The 23,490-nt window shown below is 56.0% G+C and carries 24 protein-coding genes; 5 read left to right on the top strand and 19 right to left on the bottom strand.

Translation table 11 applies throughout. The features are described from left to right. Positions 1-90: 90 nt before the first annotated feature. Positions 91-1,299, top strand: a complete 1,209-nt coding sequence (locus PUZ33_RS05905) for an MFS transporter (RefSeq protein WP_062676664.1) — start codon at positions 91-93, stop codon at positions 1,297-1,299. Continuing rightward, a complete protein-coding gene (locus tag PUZ33_RS05900; protein WP_013098492.1) occupies positions 1,296-1,673 on the top strand; it encodes a DUF4440 domain-containing protein in 378 nt (125 codons plus the stop codon). Before PUZ33_RS05905 ends, PUZ33_RS05900 begins: the two co-directional genes overlap by 4 nt. A gap of 51 nt (positions 1,674-1,724) precedes the next feature. Here PUZ33_RS05900 and rpoS read toward each other — a convergent pair whose 3' ends face one another. The 13 genes from rpoS to cysG all read right to left on the bottom strand — a co-directional run bounded on the left by rpoS (position 1,725) and on the right by cysG (position 12,804). Next, positions 1,725-2,717, bottom strand: coding sequence for an RNA polymerase sigma factor RpoS (gene rpoS, locus PUZ33_RS05895; protein ID WP_013098493.1), 993 nt, complete (start codon positions 2,715-2,717; stop codon positions 1,725-1,727). A gap of 59 nt (positions 2,718-2,776) precedes the next feature. Then, positions 2,777-3,901 (bottom strand): murein hydrolase activator NlpD, encoded by a 1,125-nt coding sequence (gene nlpD, locus PUZ33_RS05890; RefSeq protein ID WP_029883176.1) that lies wholly within the window; start codon positions 3,899-3,901, stop codon positions 2,777-2,779. 116 nt (positions 3,902-4,017) lie between these two features. After that, positions 4,018-4,644, bottom strand: a complete 627-nt coding sequence (locus PUZ33_RS05885) for a protein-L-isoaspartate(D-aspartate) O-methyltransferase (protein ID WP_013098496.1) — start codon at positions 4,642-4,644, stop codon at positions 4,018-4,020. Continuing rightward, positions 4,638-5,399: a 5'/3'-nucleotidase SurE gene (gene surE / locus PUZ33_RS05880; RefSeq protein ID WP_029883175.1), complete on the bottom strand. Its 762-nt coding sequence runs from the start codon at positions 5,397-5,399 to the stop codon at positions 4,638-4,640. Before surE ends, PUZ33_RS05885 begins: the two co-directional genes overlap by 7 nt. Next, complete coding sequence (truD, locus tag PUZ33_RS05875) at positions 5,380-6,429, bottom strand: tRNA pseudouridine(13) synthase TruD (RefSeq protein WP_058680937.1); 1,050 nt, start codon at positions 6,427-6,429, stop codon at positions 5,380-5,382. The genes surE and truD overlap by 20 nt, the downstream gene beginning before the upstream one ends. Further along, complete coding sequence (ispF, locus tag PUZ33_RS05870; RefSeq protein WP_013098499.1) at positions 6,426-6,905, bottom strand: 2-C-methyl-D-erythritol 2,4-cyclodiphosphate synthase; 480 nt, start codon at positions 6,903-6,905, stop codon at positions 6,426-6,428. Before ispF ends, truD begins: the two co-directional genes overlap by 4 nt. After that, on the bottom strand, positions 6,905-7,615 hold the full coding sequence (gene ispD, locus PUZ33_RS05865) for a 2-C-methyl-D-erythritol 4-phosphate cytidylyltransferase (RefSeq protein ID WP_020689299.1): 711 nt from the start codon (positions 7,613-7,615) through the stop codon (positions 6,905-6,907). The genes ispF and ispD overlap by 1 nt, the downstream gene beginning before the upstream one ends. Before the next feature lie 19 nt (positions 7,616-7,634). After that, complete coding sequence (ftsB, locus tag PUZ33_RS05860) at positions 7,635-7,946, bottom strand: cell division protein FtsB (protein WP_003862095.1); 312 nt, start codon at positions 7,944-7,946, stop codon at positions 7,635-7,637. 166 nt (positions 7,947-8,112) lie between these two features. Beyond that, the gene (locus PUZ33_RS05855; RefSeq protein ID WP_013098502.1) at positions 8,113-8,439 is read right to left on the bottom strand and encodes a DUF3561 family protein; all 327 of its coding nucleotides are present in this window, start codon (positions 8,437-8,439) and stop codon (positions 8,113-8,115) included. Positions 8,440-8,497: 58 nt separating this feature from the next. Next, positions 8,498-9,103, bottom strand: coding sequence for an adenylyl-sulfate kinase (gene cysC, locus PUZ33_RS05850; protein ID WP_058680938.1), 606 nt, complete (start codon positions 9,101-9,103; stop codon positions 8,498-8,500). Continuing rightward, positions 9,103-10,527: a sulfate adenylyltransferase subunit CysN gene (gene cysN, locus PUZ33_RS05845; protein WP_058680939.1), complete on the bottom strand. Its 1,425-nt coding sequence runs from the start codon at positions 10,525-10,527 to the stop codon at positions 9,103-9,105. The genes cysC and cysN overlap by 1 nt, the downstream gene beginning before the upstream one ends. 9 nt (positions 10,528-10,536) lie before the next feature. Next, positions 10,537-11,445, bottom strand: a complete 909-nt coding sequence (gene cysD, locus PUZ33_RS05840; RefSeq protein WP_008499613.1) for a sulfate adenylyltransferase subunit CysD — start codon at positions 11,443-11,445, stop codon at positions 10,537-10,539. Between the two features lie 9 nt (positions 11,446-11,454). Further along, positions 11,455-12,804 (bottom strand): siroheme synthase CysG, encoded by a 1,350-nt coding sequence (cysG, locus tag PUZ33_RS05835; protein WP_162780536.1) that lies wholly within the window; start codon positions 12,802-12,804, stop codon positions 11,455-11,457. Between the two features lie 246 nt (positions 12,805-13,050). Here cysG and PUZ33_RS05830 point away from each other — a divergent pair, with 246 nt between their 5' ends. Next, positions 13,051-14,094 (top strand): aminopeptidase, encoded by a 1,044-nt coding sequence (locus PUZ33_RS05830; protein ID WP_058680941.1) that lies wholly within the window; start codon positions 13,051-13,053, stop codon positions 14,092-14,094. Positions 14,095-14,165: 71 nt separating this feature from the next. Here PUZ33_RS05830 and cysH read toward each other — a convergent pair whose 3' ends face one another. The 3 genes from cysH to cysJ are packed head-to-tail and all read right to left on the bottom strand — an operon-like array spanning position 14,166 to position 18,433. Continuing rightward, positions 14,166-14,900 (bottom strand): phosphoadenosine phosphosulfate reductase, encoded by a 735-nt coding sequence (gene cysH, locus PUZ33_RS05825; RefSeq protein WP_020689303.1) that lies wholly within the window; start codon positions 14,898-14,900, stop codon positions 14,166-14,168. Between the two features lie 15 nt (positions 14,901-14,915). Continuing rightward, on the bottom strand, positions 14,916-16,628 hold the full coding sequence (cysI, locus tag PUZ33_RS05820) for an assimilatory sulfite reductase (NADPH) hemoprotein subunit (RefSeq protein WP_020689304.1): 1,713 nt from the start codon (positions 16,626-16,628) through the stop codon (positions 14,916-14,918). Further along, on the bottom strand, positions 16,628-18,433 hold the full coding sequence (gene cysJ, locus PUZ33_RS05815) for an NADPH-dependent assimilatory sulfite reductase flavoprotein subunit (protein WP_058680943.1): 1,806 nt from the start codon (positions 18,431-18,433) through the stop codon (positions 16,628-16,630). The genes cysI and cysJ overlap by 1 nt, the downstream gene beginning before the upstream one ends. A 306-nt stretch (positions 18,434-18,739) precedes the next feature. On the opposite strand from cysJ, the gene queD reads away from it, so the two are divergent. Continuing rightward, positions 18,740-19,102, top strand: a complete 363-nt coding sequence (queD, locus tag PUZ33_RS05810; RefSeq protein ID WP_010434567.1) for a 6-carboxytetrahydropterin synthase QueD — start codon at positions 18,740-18,742, stop codon at positions 19,100-19,102. 87 nt (positions 19,103-19,189) lie between these two features. Here the strand turns inward: queD and queE are convergent, their stop codons facing one another. Genes queE through PUZ33_RS05795 form a run of 3 tightly spaced genes read right to left on the bottom strand, consistent with a single transcriptional unit; the run spans position 19,190 to position 22,182 of the window. Beyond that, a complete protein-coding gene (gene queE / locus PUZ33_RS05805) occupies positions 19,190-19,861 on the bottom strand; it encodes a 7-carboxy-7-deazaguanine synthase QueE (protein WP_013098510.1) in 672 nt (223 codons plus the stop codon). Between the two features lie 54 nt (positions 19,862-19,915). Continuing rightward, positions 19,916-20,623 carry an N-acetylmannosamine-6-phosphate 2-epimerase gene (locus PUZ33_RS05800; protein WP_058680944.1) on the bottom strand — a complete coding sequence of 236 codons (708 nt, stop codon included), beginning with the start codon at positions 20,621-20,623 and terminating at the stop codon, positions 19,916-19,918. Further along, positions 20,623-22,182: a maltose/glucose-specific PTS transporter subunit IIC gene (locus PUZ33_RS05795; protein WP_058680945.1), complete on the bottom strand. Its 1,560-nt coding sequence runs from the start codon at positions 22,180-22,182 to the stop codon at positions 20,623-20,625. Before PUZ33_RS05795 ends, PUZ33_RS05800 begins: the two co-directional genes overlap by 1 nt. Positions 22,183-22,348: 166 nt before the next feature. Between PUZ33_RS05795 and PUZ33_RS05790 the strand changes: the two genes are divergently transcribed. Continuing rightward, a complete protein-coding gene (locus PUZ33_RS05790) occupies positions 22,349-23,173 on the top strand; it encodes a MurR/RpiR family transcriptional regulator (protein WP_013098513.1) in 825 nt (274 codons plus the stop codon). Positions 23,174-23,490: the final 317 nt, after the last annotated feature.

The raw sequence follows: 23,490 nt of genomic DNA, 5'->3' as shown, positions 1-23,490 counted from the left end.
CAAAATAGTTTTGACAGTATATCGCGAATTGTTGCGTTTATCGGCACCGGACAAGCCGATACGATACGCCCCCTCACCGGAGGATCCACCATGACGTATCGCAGCAAAGTCGCCGTAGTCTATCTGCTGGGCTTTTTTCTTGATTTGATCAACATGTTTATTGCCAGCGTCGCCTTTCCGGCAATGGCGCAGACCTATCACGCCACGCCCTCTGCACTCGCCTGGGTCAGTAACGGATATATTGCCGGCCTGACGCTGGTGATCCCGTTCAGCAGTGCCCTGACGCGCCGCATCGGGGCAAAGCACGTCATCCTTCTCTCGCTGGTTCTCTTTAGCGTAGCCTCCACCGCGGCAGGCTTGTCTGCCACACTTGAAAGTCTGATTGCCTGGCGGGTGCTGCAGGGCGTGGGCGGTGGCTTATTGATCCCCGTAGGGCAGGCGCTGACCTGGCAACAGTTTAAAGCGCATGAACGCGCCAGGCTCTCTTCCGCCGTCATGCTGGTTGCACTGCTTGCCCCCGCATGCTCACCTGCGTTAGGGGGCCTACTGGGTCAGGCTTTAAGCTGGCGGTGGGTATTTTTTGCTACCCTCCCGGTTGCTCTCCTGACCTTTGCATTGGCCTGTCTGTGGCTTAAGCATGAAATGCCAGCGATAAAAGCAAACCGACTGCTGAACCTGAGTTTGATCGCCGATCCGCTTCTGCGCGTTTCCATGATGGTTTATGTATGTGTCCCCGGCATGTTTATCGGAATAAACGTCACCGGCATGTTTTATCTGCAGAGCGTGGCCAACATGACGCCAGCCGCGACGGGCATGCTGATGCTGCCGTGGTCTCTGGCATCGTTTATGGCCATCACCGCAACGGGCCGTTACTTTAACCGTGTCGGCCCCCGACCTCTGTTGATCGCGGGTTGCCTGCTTCAGGCGTCAGGTATTCTGCTTTTGCTCAGCGTCAGTGCGACCACGGGCACGCTGCCAGCGATCGTTGCGTTTGCATTAATGGGCGCAGGAGGCAGTCTTTGCAGCAGTACGGCACAGAGCAGCGCATTTCTGACAACGCGTCGGGAAGAGATGGCTGATGCCAGCGCGCTGTGGAATCTTAATCGTCAGCTGAGTTTTTTTGCGGGTGCCTTTCTGCTGGCACAGGTGCTGGATCTGGCCCAGAGGTATTTGCCCCCCGTCGCCGCGTGGCACGGGATGTTTCTGGTTGCTTCGGCCATCACCCTGGTGCCCGTCATCTCTGTATTTCGTCTTAACAACCCGCAGGTGCTTGCACAACTGCAACAGGAGAAACCATGACGCCTTTCGAACACGACATCATTGATATTCATATCGCACTGGAAAAGTGGCTGGGTGCCGGTGAAGGTAATATTGATGCCCTGCTCGCCCGTTTCCAGCCAAACTTTCTGATGGTTCCCCCGAGTGGGGCGCATTTAAACCATGACGCCCTTGTCCGTTTTCTGCACGCCCAGCGTGGAAGCCGACCCGGCCTTAAAATCATCATTGATGAGCTAGCCACGATTCAGTCATGGGATAACGGTGCGGTGCTTCATTACCGGGAGACGCAGACCCGCCCGGACCAGCCCGTCAACGTACGCTGGTCAACCGCGGTGCTCAATCGGGATGGCGAGAAGATCAGCTGGCGTCTGCTGCACGAAACGGCGCAGCCGTAAGAGATAAAAAAGGCCCGTCTCACGACGGGCCTTTTTTTGACGAAAGGTTGCTTATTCGCGGAACAGCGCTTCGATATTCAGACCTTGCCCCTGCAGAATTTCACGCAGGCGGCGCAGACCTTCAACCTGAATCTGACGAACACGTTCACGGGTCAGGCCAATTTCACGGCCGACGTCTTCCAGTGTCGCAGCTTCATACCCCAGCAAACCGAAACGACGTGCCAGCACTTCACGCTGTTTGGCGTTCAGTTCGAACAGCCATTTGACGATGCTCTGTTTCATGTCATCGTCCTGCGTGGTGTCTTCCGGGCCGTTGTCTTTTTCATCGGCCAGGATATCCAGCAGCGCTTTTTCGGAGTCGCCACCCAGCGGGGTGTCAACCGAGGTAATGCGCTCGTTGAGACGCAGCATGCGGCTTACGTCATCAACCGGTTTGTCGAGTTGCTCAGCAATCTCTTCTGCGCTTGGCTCGTGGTCCAGTTTATGGGACAACTCGCGCGCGGTACGCAGATAGACGTTCAACTCTTTGACGATGTGAATCGGCAGGCGAATCGTACGGGTTTGGTTCATAATGGCCCGTTCGATGGTCTGACGAATCCACCAGGTCGCGTAGGTGGAGAAGCGGAACCCACGTTCTGGGTCAAACTTCTCTACTGCGCGGATGAGACCTAAGTTGCCCTCTTCAATCAGATCCAGCAGAGCCAGACCACGATTGCCGTAACGACGGGCAATTTTCACGACCAGACGCAAGTTACTTTCAATCATGCGACGGCGCGAGGCAACATCACCACGCAAAGCACGACGTGCGAAATAGACTTCTTCTTCGGCCGTTAACAGTGGGGAGTAACCAATCTCCCCAAGGTAAAGCTGAGTCGCGTCCAGTACACGCTGTGTGGCACCCTGCGATAACAGCTCTTCTTCAGCCAAATCGTTATCACTGGGTTCCTCTTCTACTAAGGCTTTTTCGTCAAAAGCCTCTGCTCCGTTCTCATCAAATTCCGCATCTTCATTTAAATCATGAACTTTCAGCGTATTCTGACTCATAAGGTGGCTCCTACCCGTGATCCCTGAACGAGACACCCTGGCTGGCATGCCCCGTCAATTTATCGCTGCGGCAAATACTGCAGCGGGTTTACGGATTTCCCCTTGTAACGAATTTCAAAATGCAAGCGTGTAGAACTGGTTCCGGTGCTACCCATGGTAGCGATTTTTTGCCCCGCCTTAACTTCTTGTTGTTCCCGGACCAGCATTGTGTCGTTATGGGCGTAGGCACTCAGGTAATCATCGTTGTGTTTGATGATAATAAGATTACCGTAACCGCGCAGAGCGTTACCGGCATACACAACGCGTCCGTCTGCGGTCGCGATGATAGCCTGTCCCTTACTTCCTGCGATATCGATCCCTTTGTTTCCTCCTTCGGAGGAAGAGAAGTTCTCGATAACCTTACCGTCAGTTGGCCAGCGCCAGGTTGAAATTGGCGAACTGGAACTCATACTGCTGGCAGTCGGTTCAGTAGAGCTAACCACAGGTGCCGTAGCCGGTGCTGTGACAGCAGTCGCAGTCCCTTTATTATTCGGCAACATTTTGTTAGCAGTCTGATCACCTGAATCTTCAGAATACGTAATTACAGGTTGTGAAGCAACCACCGTGGTGGATTTTTGTGCAGGCTTAACGCTGTTATTTTGCGCGGTCACGTCGGCTGCAGAAACGGTATTGCCAGGCGTAAGCGGCGTACCCGTCGCGTTGCCCACCTGGAGCGTCTGCCCGACTTCCAGCGCATACGGTGCCTGGACGTTGTTGCGCTGCGCGAGGTCACGGAAATCGTTCCCGGTGATCCACGCGATATAGAACAGCGTATCGCCACGTTTCACGGTATAGGTGCTGCCGCCGGTATAGCTGCCTTTCGGAATGTTCCCATACTGACGGTTATACACTATGCGGCCATTTTGGGTCTGAACAGGTTGTTCGACTGGCTGAATCTGTGTTGGCTGTGTAACAGGATGTTGCACAGGCTGAATTTGTGGTGTTTGCTGCGGCGCAGCAGTTCCCATTTTAGGTGGCGGCGTGATCAACATTCCGCTGGACGTGTTACCGGAGCCGCTGTTTCCGCCAACAGAACTGACAGGCGCAGGTGCATTGTTAGAGCTTGAACAGCCTGCCAGCCAGAGCGAAACCAGTGATAATGCCGCAACACGGCTGATGGTGAATTTAGGGCTTCCCGCGCTCATTTATCCCCCAGGAATGTGTTAACTACCAGTGACTTAAAATTAACCGTGATGGCACGACTCTTTCGCGCCACACCATACGCTGAATTTGCCTTAATAACCCTGGAAAATTCCGAGTCTTAGGCCAGTTCCCCCTTTACCAGAGGCACAAAGCGCACGGCTTCTACGGTATCGATAATAAACTCGTCGCCACGTCGACGAACGCGCTTTAACAGCTGCTGCTCATCGCCAACAGGCAATACAAGAATGCCCCCCTCATCCAGCTGCGACAACAGGGCCGCAGGGATCTCCGGTGGAGCCGCCGTCACGATGATAGCGTCAAACGGGGCGCGAGCCTGCCAACCCTGCCATCCATCACCGTGTCGTGTCGAAACATTGTGTAAATCAAGTTGTTTCAGGCGACGACGCGCCTGCCACTGTAAACCTTTGATCCGCTCAACCGAGCACACATGATGCACCAGATGCGCCAGAATCGCAGTCTGATACCCGGACCCGGTGCCAATCTCCAGCACGCGGGAGTCGGGGGTGAGCTCCAGCAGCTCCGTCATGCGCGCCACCATATAGGGCTGCGAAATCGTCTGGCCCTGCCCGATGGGCAAGGCCACGTTTTCCCACGCTTTGTGTTCAAACGCCTCATCTACAAATTTCTCACGCGGAACCTGGGCGAGCGCGTCAAGCACATGCTCGTCGCGGATCCCCTGTGCGCGAAGTTGTTCCAGAAGAGTTTGTACACGTTTGCTTACCATTGCGCGTTCACTCCTGCGCGATCAAGCCAGCCCGACACCACATCATGCGCGCTATACGCGGTTAAATCTACGTGCAGCGGCGTTACCGAGACATAGCCTTCATCCACAGCGGCAAAGTCGGTATCCGGCCCCGCATCGCACTTATCGCCGGGAGGACCAATCCAGTAGAGCGTGTTGCCGCGCGGATCCTGCTGCGGGATGACCTGATCGGCCGGATGACGGCTTCCGCAACGCGTGACGCGAATGCCCTTGATTTCATTCAGCGGGAGATCCGGCACGTTGATGTTGAGGATGCGTCCGGTACGCAGCGGTTCTCGGCTAAGTGCCCGCAGGATAGAACAGGTTACCGCTGCCGCCGTGTCGTAATGAGTGTGACCATTTAACGATACCGCCAGCGCCGGAAAGCCAAGATGACGGCCTTCCATTGCGGCCGCCACGGTACCAGAGTAGATAACGTCATCACCCAGATTCGGCCCGGCGTTAATCCCGGAAACGACGATATCCGGGCGCGGGCGCATCAGCGCATTCACCCCCAGAAAAACGCAGTCCGTTGGCGTGCCCATCTGCACAGCAATATCGCCATTTTCAAAAGCAAAGGTGCGAAGCGACGACTCCAGCGTCAATGAGTTAGACGCTCCACTGCGGTTACGATCGGGAGCCACGACCTGCACATCCGCAAATTCGCGAAGGTGTTTCGCCAGCGTCTGAATGCCTGGGGCATGGATCCCGTCATCGTTACTCAGCAATATTCGCATAATCACCCGACGTGTTGATAAGTTCCCTGACAACACTGGTGGCAAAGCTACCTGCCGGCAGCCAGAAGCGTAACTCAACGGTTACGTCATCCCACCAGTTCCAGCTTAACTGCTGCGGGTAGAGCAACATCGCCCGGCGTGCTGCTTCGACTTTTTCCCGCACCAGCAATGATTGTAATTCTTGCGCTTCTGCAACGGCTGCCTGCTCCGCGGCCAGCGCGTCATCCTGCGTACCCCAGTCGCCCGTGCCGGGCAAGGCTGTGGTGATCATCAGCGTTTTAGCGTCCACGCGCGACTGAACATCGGCCATTTCTTCAGCCGTTGCCACAAACCAGCTACCGCGTCCCGCTAATTGTAGCGCATCGCCGACAACAACTTGATTCGCGTCCGGTTTTTTCAGCCGTTCGCTTACGATCTGATTAAACAACGCACTGCGGGCCGCCGACAACCAAAAACTGCGTTTATTCCTGTCGCGCACCGGCGCATCGCTCTGCGCCCAACGCAGTGCGCCCTGCAGGTTACTGCCGCCGATGCCAAAACGCTGTGCGCCAAAATAGTTAGGCACACCGCGTTCATTGATGGCCTGCAAGCGTTTTTCCACGTCGTCACGGTCGGTCACTTCACGCAGTACGAGGGTAAAGTGGTTACCTTTCAACGCCCCCAGACGCAGTTTGCGCTTGTGACGGGCGTACTCCAGCACCTTACCGCCCTCAAGCTCAAATTTGCTTAAATCAGGCATCGCATTGCCGGGAACGCGCGCGCAAAGCCACTGTTCGGTGACCGCGTGTTTGTCTTTCTGCCCGGCGAAGCTCACTTCGCGGGCATGGATTTTCAGGAATTTAGCCAGCGCATCGGCCACAAAGCGGGTATTGCAGCCATTTTTGAGGATGCGCACCAGGATATGCTCGCCTTCGCCGTCCGGCTCAAAGCCCAAATCTTCCACGACCACGAAATCTTCGGGGCTGGCTTTCAGCAGCCCACTCACCTGCGGTTTACCGTGCAGGTAGGTCAGGTTGTCAAAATCGGTCATTTGCTCGCCTTCACCAGCAGCGCCACGGCTTCGCAGGCGATGCCTTCGCCGCGACCGGTAAAGCCCAGTTTCTCCGTGGTGGTCGCTTTGACGTTGACGTCATCCATATGGCAGCCCAGATCTTCAGCGATAAATACGCGCATCTGAGGAATATGCGGCAGCATTTTAGGGGCCTGAGCGATGATCGTCACATCGACGTTACCCAGGGTGTAGCCCTTCGCCTGAATACGGCGCCAGGCTTCACGCAACAGCGCACGGCTGTCTGCGCCTTTAAACGCCGGATCGGTGTCCGGGAACAGCTTGCCGATATCGCCCAGCGCCGCCGCGCCCAGCAAGGCGTCGGTTAAGGCGTGTAATGCCACGTCGCCATCAGAATGCGCCAGCAGCCCTTTTTCATAAGGAATGCGCACGCCGCCAATGATAATTGGGCCAACGCCTCCAAAGGCGTGTACATCAAAACCGTGTCCAATTCGCATTATGCCTTCTCCTGATGGGTCGAACGGGTAAGATAAAATTCCGCGAGCTGTAAATCTTCCGGACGCGTCACTTTTATATTATCAGCGCGCCCTTCAACAAGCGTTGGGTGGAAACCGCAATACTCCAGCGCAGAGGCTTCGTCGGTGATGGTCGCACCTTCTTTAAGCGCGCGCGTTAAGCAGTCGTGGAGTAATTCGCGGGGGAAAAATTGTGGCGTCAGCGCGTGCCAGAGATCGACGCGCTCAACGGTATGCGCGATAGCCTGTTTGCCAGGCTCGGCACGCTTCATGGTGTCACGTACCGGCGCGGCCAGAATGCCACCGACGTTACTGGTTTCACTCAGCGCCAGCAGGCGCGCAAGATCGTCCTGGTGCAGACACGGGCGCGCAGCATCGTGGACCAGCACCCACTGGGCATCGCCAGCGGCCTGGATGCCCGCCAGCACGGAATCGGCGCGCTCGGCACCGCCATCAACGACGGTGATCTGCGGATGAGCGGCCAGCGGTAACTGTGCGAACCGGGCATCGCCCGGACTGATGGCGATGATGACACGCGTCACTCGGGGGTGCGCCAGCAGCGCCGCCACGGCATGTTCGAGGATCGTTTTATCGCCAATAGAGAGGTATTGCTTGGGACATTCTGTCTGCATGCGCCGGCCAAAACCCGCGGCCGGCACCACGGCGCATACGTCCGAAAAAGTCACTGCCATGTCGTAATCCTGGGCCTGATTATCGATTGTTTTGTGCTGAGCCCTGATTGCGTTTAGACGCATCCGGAACCAGACGATAAAAGGTTTCGCCCGGTTTAGTCATACTGAGTTCATTGCGTGCGCGTTCCTCAATCGCCTCCTGCCCGCCATTGAGGTCATCAATTTCAGCAAAGAGTTGATCGTTTCGCGCCTTAAGTTTGGCGTTAGTTGCCTGCTGAGCCGCGACGTCATCGCTTACCCGGCTATAGTCGTGCAGTCCGTTTTTACCGAACCACAGCGAATATTGCAGCCAGACCAGCAGAGCCAGCAACAGCAGCGTTAGTTTACCCATCCTGCCCCCTGAAAAACGGCATCTTCATCCCACAACGCCCCCGGCGCTCTATGCCGGAGTAACAGAGATGCCGCAACATCGCGGGCAAATGTACCACATTTTTTCCGCAGAATCGCCCTGCTCAATATCGTCACACAGTTGGTTACGGTTTGAATTATGGCTGAAGTTAGCCCATGAGCCACAAAAATAACAGACCAAACATCAGGACCACCGTCACAATCGTGACAACGGTGCTGTACAGGAGTTTGCCGTTAAGCAGTGAATGCAGGGCGATGCCGACGACAACCGCCACGGGCATCAGCGCCAGGAAGAAGGGCCAGGTATAGAGAAAGAAGAACAGCGTGTTACCGCCGTAGATGAGAAACGGGATGCCCAGCGCCAGCAACCACGAGACGAAGCCGACGAAGGCCCCGGGAAATGACCAGGTCGTCTCGTCGTCGGTCGCTATCGGATCCGACCCGGTGGTAATCATGTAGTTTTCACTGTTGCGCATAGCTAATCCTGTGACCGTGACTCATCGTTCGGGAAGACAGCTCCCGAACGATACCGTCTCAGGATCTGATAATATCGTCCCGTCTGAGCAGGTCTAATAATTGGCTTACTAAATTTGTTACCAATTGTTGACCTTCCAGGTGGATCTCAGGGGATTCAGGCGCTTCGTAGACCGAGTCGATGCCGGTGAAGTTTCGCAGCTCACCCGCGCGGGCTTTTTTATACAGCCCTTTCGGATCGCGCGCTTCGCAGATTTCCAGCGGCGTATCGACAAACACCTCGATAAATCGATCCTGGCCGACGCGCTCGCGTACCATCTGCCGCTCGGCGCGGTGAGGCGAGATAAACGCGGTCAGCACCACCAGCCCGGCATCCGCCATCAGGCTGGCCACTTCCCCAACACGACGGATATTCTCCTTGCGGTGTTCATCGCTAAACCCTAAATCACTGCACAGTCCGTGACGCACGTTGTCGCCATCCAGCAGGTAGGTGCTCACCCCCTGCTGATGCAGCGCCTCTTCCAGCGCGCCCGCGACCGTCGATTTACCGGAGCCGGACAGCCCGGTAAACCACAGCACAACCCCACGGTGGCCGTGGAGTTGCTCCCGCTGAGCGACGGTAACCGGATGAGGATGCCAGACGACGTTCTCATCATGGGCGGCCATTACTTGCCTCCCAGCAGATCGCGTGCACCCCAGTGCGGGAAGTGCTTACGCACCAGCGCATTCAGTTCAAGCTCAAAGGCGCTGAATTCAGACACCGCTGCCGCCTGTTGATTAGTCTCGCGCACCATGCCTGCACCAACGGTAACGTTGGTCAGGCGATCGATAAAGATAAGTCCACCCGTTACCGGATTTTGCTGATATTTATCCAGCACCAGCGGCTCGTCAAAGGTGAGATCCACCAGGCCAATACCGTTCAGCGGCAGTTCGCTCACTTCACGCTGGGTCAGATTGTTGATGTCCACCTGGAACTGGATACCGTCCACGCGGGCGCGGGTTTTCTTACCGGCAATTTTGATGTCGTAGCTTTGGCCTGCGGTCAGCGGCTGTTCAGCCATCCACACCACATCCACGGCAGCACCCTGCACCGCCGCCAGCGTTTCCTGCGCATCCACCAGCAGATCGCCGCGGCTGATATCAATCTCATCTTTCAGCACCAGCGTCACCGCTTCACCGGCACCCGCTTCCTGCAGATCGCCATCAAAGGTGACGATACGGGCAATGGACGACTCCACACCCGACGGCAGCACTTTGACGCGCTGCCCCACCGTGACGGTGCCCGAGGCGAGGGTGCCGGAGAAGCCGCGAAAATCGAGGTTCGGGCGGTTCACGTACTGCACCGGGAAGCGCATTGGCTGGGTATCCACCACGCGCTGAATTTCAACCGTCTCCAGCACTTCCAGCAGCGTCGGGCCGCTGTACCACGGCATGTTGGCGCTCTGGGAGGCGACGTTATCCCCTTCCAGCGCCGAGAGCGGCACAAAGCGAATATCAAGGTTGCCCGGCAACTGTTCAGCAAAGGTCAGGTAACTCTGGCGGATCTCCTCGAAGGTCTCTTCGCTGAAGTTCACCAGATCCATTTTGTTCACCGCCACCACCAGGTGTTTGATCCCCAGCAGCGTGGAGATGAAGCTGTGACGACGGGTTTGATCCAGCACGCCTTTACGGGCGTCGATCAGCAGGATCGCCAGCTCACAGGTTGATGCACCGGTGGCCATGTTGCGGGTGTACTGCTCATGCCCCGGCGTGTCGGCAATAATAAATTTGCGTTTCTCGGTGGAGAAATAGCGGTACGCAACATCAATAGTGATGCCCTGCTCGCGCTCCGCCTGCAGGCCGTCCACCAAAAGCGCCAGGTCGAGCTTTTCGCCCTGAGTACCATGACGTTTGCTGTCGTTATGCAGGGAAGAGAGCTGGTCTTCATAGATCTGACGCGTGTCGTGCAGCAGGCGACCAATCAGCGTGCTTTTACCGTCATCAACGCTACCGCAGGTCAGAAAGCGCAGCAGGCTCTTGTGTTGTTGCGCGTGCAGGTATGCTTCTACGCCGCCTTCGTTGGCAATTTGTTGGGCAATCGTGGTGTTCATGGCGGCTCCTTAGAAATAACCCTGACGTTTCTTCAGCTCCATCGAGCCTGCCTGGTCGCGGTCAATGACGCGCCCCTGTCGCTCGCTGGTGGTCGATACCAGCATCTCTTCGATGATTTCTGGCAGCGTTTGCGCGTTGGACTCCACCGCGCCGGTCAGCGGCCAGCAACCAAGAGTACGGAAACGCACCATCTGTTTTTTGATCACTTCGCCCGGCTGTAAATCAATGCGATCGTCGTCGATCATCATCAGCATGCCGTCGCGCTCCAGCACCGGGCGTTCAGCCGCCAGGTAAAGCGGAACGATCTCGATATTTTCCAGATAGATGTACTGCCAGATATCCAGCTCGGTCCAGTTGGAGAGCGGGAAGACGCGAATGCTTTCGCCTTTGTTGATCTGGCCGTTGTAGTTGTGCCACAGCTCAGGACGCTGGTTTTTCGGATCCCAGCGGTGGAAGCGGTCGCGGAAGGAGTAAATACGCTCTTTGGCGCGGGATTTCTCCTCGTCACGGCGCGCACCACCGAAAGCGGCGTCAAAACCGTACTTGTTCAGCGCCTGCTTCAGCCCTTCGGTTTTCATGATGTCGGTGTGTTTGGCGCTGCCGTGAACAAACGGGTTAATGCCCATCGCCACCCCTTCCGGGTTTTTATGCACCAGCAGTTCACAGCCATAGGCTTTGGCGGTACGGTCGCGGAACTCATACATCTCACGGAATTTCCAGCCGGTATCCACGTGCAGCAGCGGGAACGGCAGCGTACCCGGATAAAACGCTTTACGCGCCAGATGCAGCATCACGCTGGAATCTTTACCGATGGAGTACATCATCACCGGGTTAGAGAACTCGGCGGCCACTTCGCGGATAATATGGATACTTTCCGCTTCAAGCTGTCGCAGGTGAGTAAGTCGTTTTTGGTCCATAACCGTTCCTTAAGCCAGATTCACCACAGAGGAGCCAAACCCCTCTGAGTCTGTTGTATGTTGAAACCAGGCGAGCGTGCTGTGCAGCTGTACCACTTCGCCCACCACAATAAGCGCGGGCATCGGGGCGTCTTTCGCCAGGACTGCAAGGTCTTGTAGCGTACCGGTCACCACACGCTGATCGACGCGGGTACCGCGAGAAATCACGGCCACCGGCGTTGTCGCCTCGCGACCGTGCTGAATAAGTTGTTCACTGATGTCCGCCGCCTTCATGGTGCCCATATAGATGGCCAGCGTCTGTCGGCTCTGGGCGAGATGCGACCAGTCAAACGGCGTGCTGTCGGCCTTATAATGACCAGTCACAAAGGTCACACTCTGGGCGTAATCGCGGTGCGTAAGCGGAATACCTGCGTAGGCCGTTACCGCGGAGGCCGCCGTAATCCCCGGCACCACCTGGAACGGCACGCCCGCTTCGTCTGCCGCCTGCAGTTCTTCGCCACCGCGACCAAAGATGAACGGATCGCCCCCTTTAAGGCGCACCACGGTTTTGCCTGCTTTCGCTGCGGCAATCAGCATCTGATTGGTGTCGTGCTGCGGTACCGAGTGCTCGCCTGCGCGTTTACCCACGCAGATTTGCTCGGCATCGCGACGAATTAGCTCGCGCACACCGTCGGTGACCAGATGGTCATAGAACACCACGTCCGCGTCCTGCAGCACCTGCAGTCCGCGTAAGGTCAGTAACCCGGCATCACCCGGACCAGCACCTACCAGAATGATCTCGCCGCCCGTGCTGCCGGGGTTATCCAGCTCGTCTTCGAGGATTTTTTGCGCTGCCGTCTCATTACCGGCGTGCATCAGGCTGGCAAAGCGGCCACGGAATACCCGCTCCCAGAAGCGACGGCGTTCCGTTACGCTGGTCAGGCGGGTTTTCAGATGGTTGCGCCAGTAGCTCGCTTTCTCTGCCATACGTCCGAGACTGGTTGGTAACAGCGCTTCAATCTTTTCCCGCAGCACGCGCGCCAGCACCGGTGCGGTACCGCCGGAGGAGATCGCCACCAGCAGCGGCGAGCGGTCGACAATCGACGGGAAGATAAACGAGCACAAAGGCTGGTCGTCGACCACGTTCACCAGGCGGTAACGCGCCTGAGCGGCCTCGGAAACGCGTCGGTTGAGTTCGCGATCCTCCGTCGCTGCAATCACCAGCACCACGCTGTCGATTTGTGACTCGTCGAACTCCGCTTCTGCGACAACCCGCACCTGCGCGCCCGCGCGCTGCAGAAACGCGATTTTGCGATCGGCAATTTCACCCGTACCCACAACCAGTACCGGTTTTTCTTTAATCGCAGCAAAAAGGGGCAGATAGTCCACAAGCAACAACTCACTAACAACGAGGAATAGAGGGACTATAGGGGGCGGCTTAGACCGAATGAAATTACGAATTGGAATGAGTAGTTACTCAATGGAATAACGCGATGAAAAAGCAAATATCAAAAAGTGCTTAACACGCGAAATTTCGGGCATTTAAGAGCAATTCAAATTGTGTATGGCCGATCACAGTTTCATACTAAGCGGGTTATAATTTTGCTCTGTTTTTAAGGACTCACTATGTTTTCCGCAATGCGCCACCGATACGTTGCCCTGGCGCTCGGCGTTTGCTTTATCCTTCCGGCTCAGGCAAAAAATCAACCGTATGGTGAAATCGCCAATATGCAGGCGCGGCATATTGCCACCGTTTTTCCCGGACGCATGACCGGTTCCCCTGCGGAAATGCTTTCCGCTGACTATCTTCGCCAGCAGTTTGCCGATATGGGCTACCAGAGCGATATCCGCTCGTTTCACAGCCGCTATATCTACACCTCACGAAATAAAACAAAAAACTGGCATAACGTGACCGGCAGTACCGTTATTGCGGCACATGAAGGTAGCGCGGCTGAGCAGATCATTATTATGGCGCACCTGGACACTTACGCGCCCATGAGCGACGCCGATACCGATAACAATCTGGGCGGGCTGACGCTGCAGGGGCTGGACGATAACGCGGCGGGTCTGGGCGTGATGCTTGAACTGGCCGAGCGAATGAAAAACATTCCGACAAAATACGGTATTCGCTTTGTGGCAACCAGCGGTGAAGAGGAAGGCAAACTCGGCGCGGAGAATTTCCTTAAGCGCATGAGCGCTGAGGAGAAGAAAAATACGCTGCTGGTGATTAACCTCGATAATTTAATCGTTGGCGATAAGCTCTATTTTAATAGCGGACAGAGTACGCCGGGTACCGTGCGTAAACTGACCCGTGACCGGGCGCTGGCAATTGCGCGCAGCCAAGGCGTGTATGCCACGACCAATCCTGGCGGCAATCCGGCTTATCCGCGCGGAACGGGCTGCTGTAACGATGGTGAAGTGTTCGATAAAGCGGGCATCCCGGTGCTGTACGTCGAAGCCACCAACTGGGCGTTAGGCAAGAAAGATGGCTATCAGCAGCGGGCTAAAACGAAAGCCTTCCCGGACGGGACGAGCTGGCATAACGTGATGCTGGATAATCAGCAGCATATTGATAGCGCACTGCCGCAGCGCATTGAGCACCGTAGCCGCGATGTGGTGAAAGTGATGCTGCCGCTGGTGAAGGAGCTGGCGAAAGCGGGGAAAGCCTGAGGTTTTTGAACGCTGTGCGGCCTGATGCCCTCACCCCAACCCTCTCCCACCGGGAGAGGGAGGAAAAATCATTATCCTTCGTGTAACCCGCACTCGCGCTTCAGCCCAAAGAATCGCGTCTCTTCTTCCGCCATTCCCGGTTCCCATTTGCGCGTGGTATGGGTATCCCCCACGGACAGGTAGCCCTGATCCCACAGCGGATGGTATTTCAGCCCGTGTTTTTGCAGATACTGGTACACCGTACGGTTATCCCAGTCGATGATCGGCAGCACTTTAAACACGCCGCGCTGCACCGCCAGCACCGGCAGCGTGGCCCGGCTGCCGGACTGCTCGCGGCGAAGACCGGCAAACCAGGTCTGCGCGTTCAGCTCTTTCAGCGCACGGTTCATCGGCTCGACCTTGTTGATCTCATTGTATTTCTCAATGCCCTCAACGCCCTGCTCCCAGAGTTTGCCGTAGCGCGCCTCCTGCCAGGCCGCGCTCTGCTCCGCGCGGTACACTTTCAGGTTCAGCTTAAGCTTGTCCGTCAGCTCATCGATAAACTGGTAGGTTTCCGGGAACAGATAGCCGGTATCGGTGAGGATCACCGGAATATCCGGGCGGATCTGATTCACCAGATGCAAACTGACCGCCGCCTGAATGCCAAAGCTCGACGACAGCACGTAGTCACCCGGCAGGTTTTCCAGCGCCCACGCCACGCGCCCTTCGGCGTCCAGCTTTTCCAGTTGGGCGTTGGTTTCTGCGAGTGCCAGAATGCGTTCGACTTTTGGCAATGCGTTAAGCGCGTTTAGATCGAGTACGGACATAATTACCTCTCGTGGTTACTCCCAGAAATCCCTTGCGGGATCGAGCACCGGGCGAATAATGCCCGCACGCACCGTAAAGTCGCCGAAGCCTTCACCCGCTTCGCGCTCTTTCGCCCAGCGCCCGACAAGCTCGTCGATGGAATCGAGAATTTCTGGCTCAGTGATATTCTCGCGGAACATACGCGGAATACGCGTGCCGATACGGTTACCGCCCAGGTGCAGGTTATAGCGACCCGGCGCTTTCCCCACCAGCCCAAGCTCGGCCAGCATCGCGCGGCCACAGCCGTTCGGACAGCCGGTTACGCGCATAACAATATGCTCGTCCGGAATACCGTGTTTTTCCAGAATCGCTTCCACTTTGTCCGTAAATGACGGCAGGAAACGTTCCGCTTCCGCCATCGCCAGCGGACAAGTCGGGAACGACACGCAGGCCATCGAGTTTTCGCGCTGCGGTTTGACCGCATTCATCAACCCATGGTCACGCGCCAGCGCCTCAATTTTCGCCTTTTCACTTTCCGGCACACCAGCAATAATCAGGTTCTGGTTGGCGGTAATGCGGAACTCACCTTTGTGGATCTTCGCGATTTCCAGCAGGCCGGTTTTCAGCGGACGGCCCGGGTAATCCAGAATACGGCCGTTTTCGATAAACAGCGTCAGGTGCCATTTATTGTCGATGCCTTTTACCCAGCCGATGCGATCGCCGCGACCGGTGAATTCGTAAGGGCGGATCGGCTCAAATTTGATCCCCGCACGACGCTCCACTTCCTCTTTGAACGTCTCAACGCCCACGCGCTCCAGGGTGTATTTGGTTTTCGCGTTTTTACGGTCGGTACGGTTACCCCAGTCGCGCTGGGTGGTGACCACCGCTTCCGCCACGGCCAGCGTATGCTCCAGCGGCAGGAAGCCGAACTCGCTCGCAGTGCGGGCATAGGTTTTCTTGTTACCGTGTTCAATGGACAGACCGCCGCCCACCAGCAGGTTAAAGCCCACCAGCTTGCCGTTTTCGGCAATTGCCACAAAGTTCATGTCGTTGGCGTGCAGATCGATGTCGTTCTGCGGCGGGATCACCACCGTGGTTTTGAACTTACGCGGCAGATAGGTCTGACCGAGGATCGGTTCTTCATCGGTGGTCGCAACTTTTTCCTGATCGAGCCAGATCTCCGCATAAGCGCGGGTACGCGGCAGCAGGTGCTCGGAGATCTTCTTCGCCCACTCATAGGCTTCAGCGTGCAGCTCGGACTCATACGGGTTCGAGGTGCAGAGCACGTTACGGTTCATGTCGTTGGCCGTCGCCAGCGCGTCCAGTCCGACGGAGTGCAGCATCTGGTGTACCGGCTTCACGTTCTTCTTCAGAATGCCGTGGAACTGGAAGGTCTGACGGTTGGTCAGACGAATGCTGCCGTAAATGGTGTTTTCACCGGCAAATTTATCAATCGCCTGCCACTGTGTCGTGGTGATCACTCCGCCCGGCAGGCGGCAGCGCAGCAGCATCGCGTGACGCGGCTCCAGCTTCTGTTCAGCACGCTCGGCGCGAATGTCGCGGTCGTCCTGTTGATACATGCCGTGGAAACGGATCAGCAGGAAGTTGTCGCCTTTGAAACCGCCGGTGAGACCGTCATTCAGATCTTCAGCAATGGTGCCGCGCAGATAGTTGCTTTCCAGCTTCATGCGCTCGGCGTCTGACAGTTTACCTTCGACCACCAGGGGCCCTGGATGTTTTTCGCTCATTAGTAGACATCTCGCTGATAACGGCGCTCAACGCGCAGCTCACTTAAAAATTCATCCGCCGCTTCGGCATCCATACCGCCGAATTCGGCAATCACTTCCAGCAGTGCCTGCTCAACGTCTTTCGCCATGCGATTGGCGTCACCGCAGACATAAATGTGGGCACCGTCATTGATCCAGCGCCACAGCTCTGCGCCCTGTTCGCGCAGTTTGTCTTGTACGTATACTTTTTCTTTCTGATCGCGCGACCAGGCCAGATCGATACGGGTCAGCACCCCTTCTTTCACGTAGCGCTGCCACTCAACCTGATAGAGGAAATCTTCGGTAAAGTGCGGGTTACCGAAGAACAGCCAGTTTTTACCCGGTGCCTCGTCCGCCGCACGCTGCTGCATAAAGGCACGGAACGGCGCAATGCCGGTACCCGGGCCAATCATGATTACCGGCGTTTCCGGGTTCGCCGGCAGACGGAAGTTGTCGTTGTGCTCGATAAAGACGCGCACTTCGCCCTCTTCCTCCACGCGATCGGCCAGGAAGCTGGAGGCACCGCCCGCGCGGGCACGGCCTTCGATGTCGTACCGCACCACGCCCACGGTGATGTGCACTTCGCTCTCGACTTCAGCCTGCGATGAGGCAATGGAGTACAGACGCGGCGTAAGCGGACGCAGCAGGCCGATCAGTGCGTTGGCATCCAGCTGTGCCGGAGAGAAACGCACCATATCGACAATCGGCGTAGTCGCCGCGTAATGCTGCAGCTTTGCCTTATCGCCCACTAACGGCAGCAGCGATTCGCTGCGCGTTAAGGTGGCATAGTTCTCAACGATATTGGCGGTATTCACCGTCAGCTCGAAGTGCCACTGCAGCGCTTCAGTGAGCGGCTGCGTTTTGCCTTCGACGGTGACAGGCTCGTCGCCTTTCAGCCACAGCAGTTCGACCAGTTCCTTGACCAGCGCCGGATCGTTTTGATACCAGACCCCCAGCGCATCGCCAGGCTGATAACGCAGACCCGAGTCGCCCAGATCGATCTCGATATGGCGCACATCTTTTTCAGAGTCGCGGCCGGTAATTTTTTGATTAACCGACAGGCTTGCCGACAGCGGCGCCTCTTTGGTGTACGGGCTGGTGTGAATGTCGTTGACCACGCCGGTCGCGGTGATCGCTGCCTGGGCTGGTGTCTCTTTCGGTACGCGTGCTTTCAGCACGTCAACAATGCGCGCACGCCACTCTGCAGCGGCAGCCTGGTATTCCACATCTGCATCAACGCGGTCCAGCAGGCGCTCTGCGCCCAGCTCCGCCAGCTTGCTGTCGAAATCTTTACCGGACTGGCAGAAGAATTCATAAGAGGTATCGCCCAGGCCGAACACGGCAAACGCAGTGCCATCGAGTCTGGGCGCTTTTTTCGAGAACAGGAATTTATGCAGCGCGACCGCCTCTTCAGCGGGTTCACCCTCGCCCTGCGTTGAGGCCACAACCACCAGCAGTTTTTCTGACGCGATCTGTTTGAATTTATAATCCCCGGCGTTCACCAGGTTCACGTTCAGTTTGGCGGCCAGCAGGTCGTCACGCAGCGCTTCTGCCACGCGGCGGGCATTGCCCGTCTGCGAAGCGGAGATAAGCGTAATGGCAGGAATTTCTACCGCCGTTGCCGGAGCCGCAGCCACAGCGCCAGGCTGCTGGTTGAGCATTCCCCAGAAATAGCCAGAGACCCAGGCAAGCTGGGTGGGAGAAAAATCAGAGGTGGCAGCCTGAAGGCGCGCCAGTTGCTCCGGGTTCAGGGGAAGCAAATTTGAAGGTGGGGCCTGTGTTGTCATGCGTCGTTATGTTCCAGTAGCCAAGCGGACTTTAAGCGAATAAATCCAAACTGAAGATAAGGTTAACGGCGAGGATAATAACAATTAAAGAAGGGATGGAAATAATAAATAACCAAATGGACTAACCTGTTTTAGTTATCGTTCTTAACGGTAAAAGCGATAAACTAACCGCCTGTAAAATAAGGATATAAATCACAAAGCGACGGCTTTTTTGCTGCAATGAAGGTAAAGGCCGTTTTAGTTAATGCTAAAAATTGTGCTTTCCGGTACTATGCGGCGGTTTTTTCCGCATTACTGAGAGCGATCATGTCCACCACACTGTTTAAAGATTTCACCTTCGAAGCCGCCCACCACCTTCCGCATGTTCCTGAAGGACATAAATGCGGCCGTCTGCACGGGCATTCGTTTATGGTGCGTCTTGAGATCACCGGTGAAGTTGATCCGCATACCGGTTGGATCATGGACTTTGCTGAGCTGAAGGCGGCATTTAAGCCGACTTACGATCGTCTGGATCACTATTACCTGAACGATATCCCGGGCCTTGAAAACCCGACCAGCGAAGTGCTGGCAAAATGGATTTGGGATCAGATGAAACCGCTGGTGCCGCTGCTGAGCGCAGTGATGATCAAAGAGACCTGTACGGCAGGCTGCGTGTATCGCGGCGAGTAATGCTTGCCGGGGGTCGGCTTCGCCTTACCCGGCCAACAAAAGCCTGGAACCGTAGGCCCGGTAAGCGCTAGCGCCACCGGGCTTTTTTTAGGCAATATTCAGGTATTTGTGCGTCTGCATCGACAGGCGCCAGTTACGCGCGATACAGGTTTCAATGCACAGGCGCGTGGCGTCTTCTTTCTGGCTGATAGGCTGCAGCGCAATCACGCGCTGTTTTTCATCCGTCAGCGTCGCCAGCAGTTCATCCAGCGCTTCGATATCACGTACTCGCCCTACCGGGTGTTTAATCTCATCAGCACGTTCCAGCGCCTGAGACAGTACGTCGTAGCCGCCGCGCATGTTTACTTTAGGCGATACCGTTACCCAGGTGGTGTGGGAGCAGCGCACTTCATGCGTGCCGCTGGTTTCAATCTGGCAACTGTAACCGTTCTTTTCGAGCAGTTCGGTCAGCGGCGTCAGATCGTGAATGCAGGGTTCGCCCCCGGTAATGACCACATGGCGCGCCGTCCAGCCCTGGCGGCCTATAATGGCCAGCAGATCTTCCGCGCTGCCAGCACCCCACTTATCGCTCTCTTTGGTTTTCGCCAGAACGCTAAACAGCGACACTTCCCGATCTGCGAGTTTATCCCACGTATGTTTGGTATCACACCAGGCACAGCCAACCGGGCATCCCTGTAAACGAATAAAAATTGCGGGAACGCCGGTAAAGTAACCCTCGCCTTGCAGGGTCTGGAACATCTCGTTAATCGGGTACTGCATAGTCATCTCAGTTAAGGGGATAAACGATAAGTATCGCAGATCCCCGTGAGATGGTCATGCTCGATCGGTGCTTTGCGCGTCAATTGCCGCCATAAAGCGTTCCGTAATCTGCTGCGGGCGGGTGATTGCCCCGCCCACCACCACCATATGCGCCTCCAGCGCAAGACATCTGGCGGCGCGTTCCGGGGTGTCCACGTTACCTTCGGCCACCACCGGTACCGTGACGGCTGCCAGTACCGCTTTCAGAAACTGACAGTCATCATCGGGTAAGGCGTGTCCGGCGGTCTGCGCGGTGTAGCCGTAAAGCGTGGTCCCGACACAATCAAACCCCAGCGCCTGCGCCGTGACGGCCTCATCAACAGTGGCTATATCAGCCATAAGCAGCACCGAGGGATAACGGGTACGAATGCGCGTAACCAGCGTTGCCAGAGATTCCCCGCCAGGCCGCGCCCTGTCGGTCGCATCAAGCGCAATGATCGCCGGGGAGACGGTCATCAGTTCATCCACCTCTTTCATCGTTGCGGTGATAAACACCTCGCTGTCGGGGTACTCCCGCTTGATGATGCCAATAACCGGCAGCGTAACCTGCTCTTTGATCGCCTCAATATCCACCACGCTGTTGGCACGGATGGCCGCAGCCCCTCCCTGACGCGCCGCCAGCGCCATTCGCGACATAATAAACGGGCTATGCAACGGTTCGTTCTCAAGCGCCTGACAGGAGACGACCAGTTTTCCCTTCAGGGTATCCAGTACAGTTTTCATTACGATAAGATCTCTTCCACTTCGTTTTTGATAATCGTGACATGCGGACCATAAATGACCTGAACGCCATTCCCGCGCACAATCACGCCGCGCGCACCGGTGGCTTTCAGCGCCGCGTCATTCACTTTGCTGCCGTCTTTAACCGTGACGCGAAGACGCGTGGCGCAGCAGTCCACCTCTTCCAGATTGTCTTTTCCGCCCAGTCCGGCGATCACCGCACTTGCGCGTTCGCTCTGGACTAAAGTCACGTCATTGGCCACCGCCTCCTTTTCCCGACCCGGCGTGGCAAAATCAAAGCGATTAATCAGATAGCGGAACGTGAAGTAGTAGAGGAAGAACCACGGTACGCCCACCAGCGGCACTAACATCCAGTGGGTTTTGGCCTCCCCCTGCAAAATGCCGAACAGCACAAAGTCGATAAAACCGCCGGAGAAGGTCTGCCCAATGGTGATATGTAAAATATGCGCGAGCATAAACGCCAGCCCGTCAAAAAATGCGTGAATGACGTACAGCACCGGCGCGATAAACAGGAAGGAGAACTCGATGGGCTCGGTGATCCCCGTAAGGAAGGAGGTTAATGCCGCTGAAAGCAACAACCCCGCGACGCGTTTTTTGTTCTCCGGTTTAGCCGTGTGATACATCGCAAGGCAGGCCCCGAGCAAACCAAACATCATCGTGATAAAGCGCCCGGACATGAAGCGCGACGTTCCTTCATAAAACTGGCGCGTCGTGGGATCGGCCAACTGAGCGAAGAAGATCCGCTGCGTACCTTCAACCAGTTGTCCGTTGACAATCTCGCTGCCGCCAAGCGCGGTGGTCCAGAACGGAAGGTAGAAGATGTGGTGTAAACCGAACGGGCCCAGCATGCGCAAAATGAAGCCGTACAGCAGTGTTCCCAGATAACCGGTCGCTTCCACCAGCCCGCCCAGACCAAAGATCAGCTTCTGGAAATGCGGCCAGACTACGGTCATTAAGGCTCCGACCAGGATCGCAGCCAGTGAGCTGATAATCGGCACAAAGCGTGACCCGCCAAAGAATCCCAGGAATTGTGGCAGCGCGATCTTATTAAATCGATGATGCAGCGCGCAGGTCACAAGACCAATGACCACACCACCAAATACGCCGGTCTCCAGCGTCTGGATCCCCAGCGTCATGCCTTGCCCGACCGCCCCCGGATTCTCGTGCGCCAGTTTTCCGGTGAGCATCAGCAGTGCGTTAATGGTGGCATTCATGACCAGAAACGCGAGTAACGCCGCCAGCCCTGCCGTACCTTTATCATTTTTTGCCAGCCCGACGGCAACCCCAACGGCAAACAGCACCGACAGATTCGCGAACACAATCGAACCGGCGCTGCTCATGATGGTAAAAATAGCCTGTAACCAGCCCACATCTAAAAACGGATATGCCGTAAGCGTATTGGGATTCGATAACGCGCCGCCTATCCCCAGCAGCAGACCCGCCGCAGGCAGTACGGCGATGGGCAACATAAAGGATTTGCCAAAGCGCTGCGCTTTTTCAAACCATCCGCCGGACGAAGCACCACTGAACATTTGCATCATTTTTTCATCCCCTTAGTTAACGATGAAAATTTTTACCACAATTATATTTAATAGTGAAAATCACCATCAAAAACCAGGAGGACGATCATACTTTTTCGAAATGACTGGCATCCCTGCCCCGCTTTCCGCCACACTAGGACGCAGAGAAACGCATTAAGGATCTAGCATGTCAGACCATGAAAACCTGCTGCTGAAGCTGCGCCAGGAGGCTTCCGGGTACAGCCCCACGCAAAAAAAACTGGGAGAGTTTGTTCTCAACGATCCGGCCCGGGTGCTCTACCTGACGATCACCGAACTGGCACGGGAGAGCCACACCAGTGAAGCCAGCGTGACGCGTCTTTGCCGGACGCTCGGCTGCAAAGGCTATAACGAATTCAAGATGGCACTGGCGCTGGATATTCAGCAGGGTCAGCCCGCACGCGTGGCCGGGGACGAAATTGATAACGTCGTCGATGAGTCTGTTCAGGCGCTGCAGGATACCGCCAGACTGCTCGACAGAGCACTGCTGGAAAAGGCCGCTCAGGCGCTGCATCAGGCGCAAGCCGTACAAATATATGGGGTGGCCGCCAGCGCGATCCTCGGTGAGTATTTACATTACAAACTGTTGCGACTCGGCAAACCTGCACAGCTTTTTAGCGATATGCATCGTGCGGCCATGAATGCAGCAACGCTTTCAGAAGGGACGCTGGTGGTGGCCATTTCCAGTTCCGGTTCAACGCGGGATTTGCTCCACGTCGTAAAACTTGCACGCAAACGCGGCGTTAAGGTGTTATCCCTTAGCAATACGCCCCGCAGCCCGCTGGCTTCGCTTAGCGATATGCAGCTGGTCGCCGCAAAACCGGAAGGACCACTCAGCGCAGGCGCGCTCAATGCTAAAGTGGGCGTAATGTTACTGGTTGAATTGCTTACAACTTCCCTGATTGCGATTGATAGCCATTACGGTGAGGTTAGCCAGCAAACCGCGAGCGCAACGCTGCCTTTATTACTCTAAAACCCTTTGCAGGCTAAATAAAATAGCCTGCATGGCGTGATGTCGATTCCATTTAAGTGCTGATACGGTTATTTCGTGCGCGGCATAATGGTGTAACAAATTATTTTATTTATTACATATTCAATGAGTGTTAAAAGCAATAAAACCGCACAGATAATAGAACAAAATCAGCAAGTTAAAATTATTTAATTTATAAATTGAATTTTTCTCACTCCGCTAGTGTCCAATATTTCCACCTCAGTTCCTTACCTTAAAATAAGCTTAAGACGCCGTCAGCTTTGCCATTTTTCTATTTAAATGCCGTTTACTTTTCCCTG

Source organism: Enterobacter cloacae complex sp. 2022EL-00981 (assembly GCF_028737495.1).
Lineage (GTDB): Bacteria > Pseudomonadota > Gammaproteobacteria > Enterobacterales > Enterobacteriaceae > Enterobacter > Enterobacter cloacae.
The sequence above is the reverse complement of the archived record's forward strand: the minus strand, read 5'-3'. Positions and strand labels throughout refer to the sequence as shown.

Coding starts and splice junctions, on each gene's coding strand:
- PUZ33_RS05905 (WP_062676664.1), top strand. CDS start 91: ATGACGTATCGCAGCAAAGTCGCCGTAGTCTATCTGCTGGGCTTTTTT.
- PUZ33_RS05900 (WP_013098492.1), top strand. CDS start 1,296: ATGACGCCTTTCGAACACGACATCATTGATATTCATATCGCACTGGAA.
- rpoS (WP_013098493.1), bottom strand. CDS start 2,717: ATGAGTCAGAATACGCTGAAAGTTCATGATTTAAATGAAGATGCGGAA.
- nlpD (WP_029883176.1), bottom strand. CDS start 3,901: ATGAGCGCGGGAAGCCCTAAATTCACCATCAGCCGTGTTGCGGCATTA.
- PUZ33_RS05885 (WP_013098496.1), bottom strand. CDS start 4,644: ATGGTAAGCAAACGTGTACAAACTCTTCTGGAACAACTTCGCGCACAG.
- surE (WP_029883175.1), bottom strand. CDS start 5,399: ATGCGAATATTGCTGAGTAACGATGACGGGATCCATGCCCCAGGCATT.
- truD (WP_058680937.1), bottom strand. CDS start 6,429: ATGACCGATTTTGACAACCTGACCTACCTGCACGGTAAACCGCAGGTG.
- ispF (WP_013098499.1), bottom strand. CDS start 6,905: ATGCGAATTGGACACGGTTTTGATGTACACGCCTTTGGAGGCGTTGGC.
- ispD (WP_020689299.1), bottom strand. CDS start 7,615: ATGGCAGTGACTTTTTCGGACGTATGCGCCGTGGTGCCGGCCGCGGGT.
- ftsB (WP_003862095.1), bottom strand. CDS start 7,946: ATGGGTAAACTAACGCTGCTGTTGCTGGCTCTGCTGGTCTGGCTGCAA.
- PUZ33_RS05855 (WP_013098502.1), bottom strand. CDS start 8,439: ATGCGCAACAGTGAAAACTACATGATTACCACCGGGTCGGATCCGATA.
- cysC (WP_058680938.1), bottom strand. CDS start 9,103: ATGGCCGCCCATGATGAGAACGTCGTCTGGCATCCTCATCCGGTTACC.
- cysN (WP_058680939.1), bottom strand. CDS start 10,527: ATGAACACCACGATTGCCCAACAAATTGCCAACGAAGGCGGCGTAGAA.
- cysD (WP_008499613.1), bottom strand. CDS start 11,445: ATGGACCAAAAACGACTTACTCACCTGCGACAGCTTGAAGCGGAAAGT.
- PUZ33_RS05830 (WP_058680941.1), top strand. CDS start 13,051: ATGTTTTCCGCAATGCGCCACCGATACGTTGCCCTGGCGCTCGGCGTT.
- cysH (WP_020689303.1), bottom strand. CDS start 14,900: ATGTCCGTACTCGATCTAAACGCGCTTAACGCATTGCCAAAAGTCGAA.
- cysI (WP_020689304.1), bottom strand. CDS start 16,628: ATGAGCGAAAAACATCCAGGGCCCCTGGTGGTCGAAGGTAAACTGTCA.
- cysJ (WP_058680943.1), bottom strand. CDS start 18,433: ATGACAACACAGGCCCCACCTTCAAATTTGCTTCCCCTGAACCCGGAG.
- queD (WP_010434567.1), top strand. CDS start 18,740: ATGTCCACCACACTGTTTAAAGATTTCACCTTCGAAGCCGCCCACCAC.
- queE (WP_013098510.1), bottom strand. CDS start 19,861: ATGCAGTACCCGATTAACGAGATGTTCCAGACCCTGCAAGGCGAGGGT.
- PUZ33_RS05800 (WP_058680944.1), bottom strand. CDS start 20,623: ATGAAAACTGTACTGGATACCCTGAAGGGAAAACTGGTCGTCTCCTGT.
- PUZ33_RS05795 (WP_058680945.1), bottom strand. CDS start 22,182: ATGATGCAAATGTTCAGTGGTGCTTCGTCCGGCGGATGGTTTGAAAAA.
- PUZ33_RS05790 (WP_013098513.1), top strand. CDS start 22,349: ATGTCAGACCATGAAAACCTGCTGCTGAAGCTGCGCCAGGAGGCTTCC.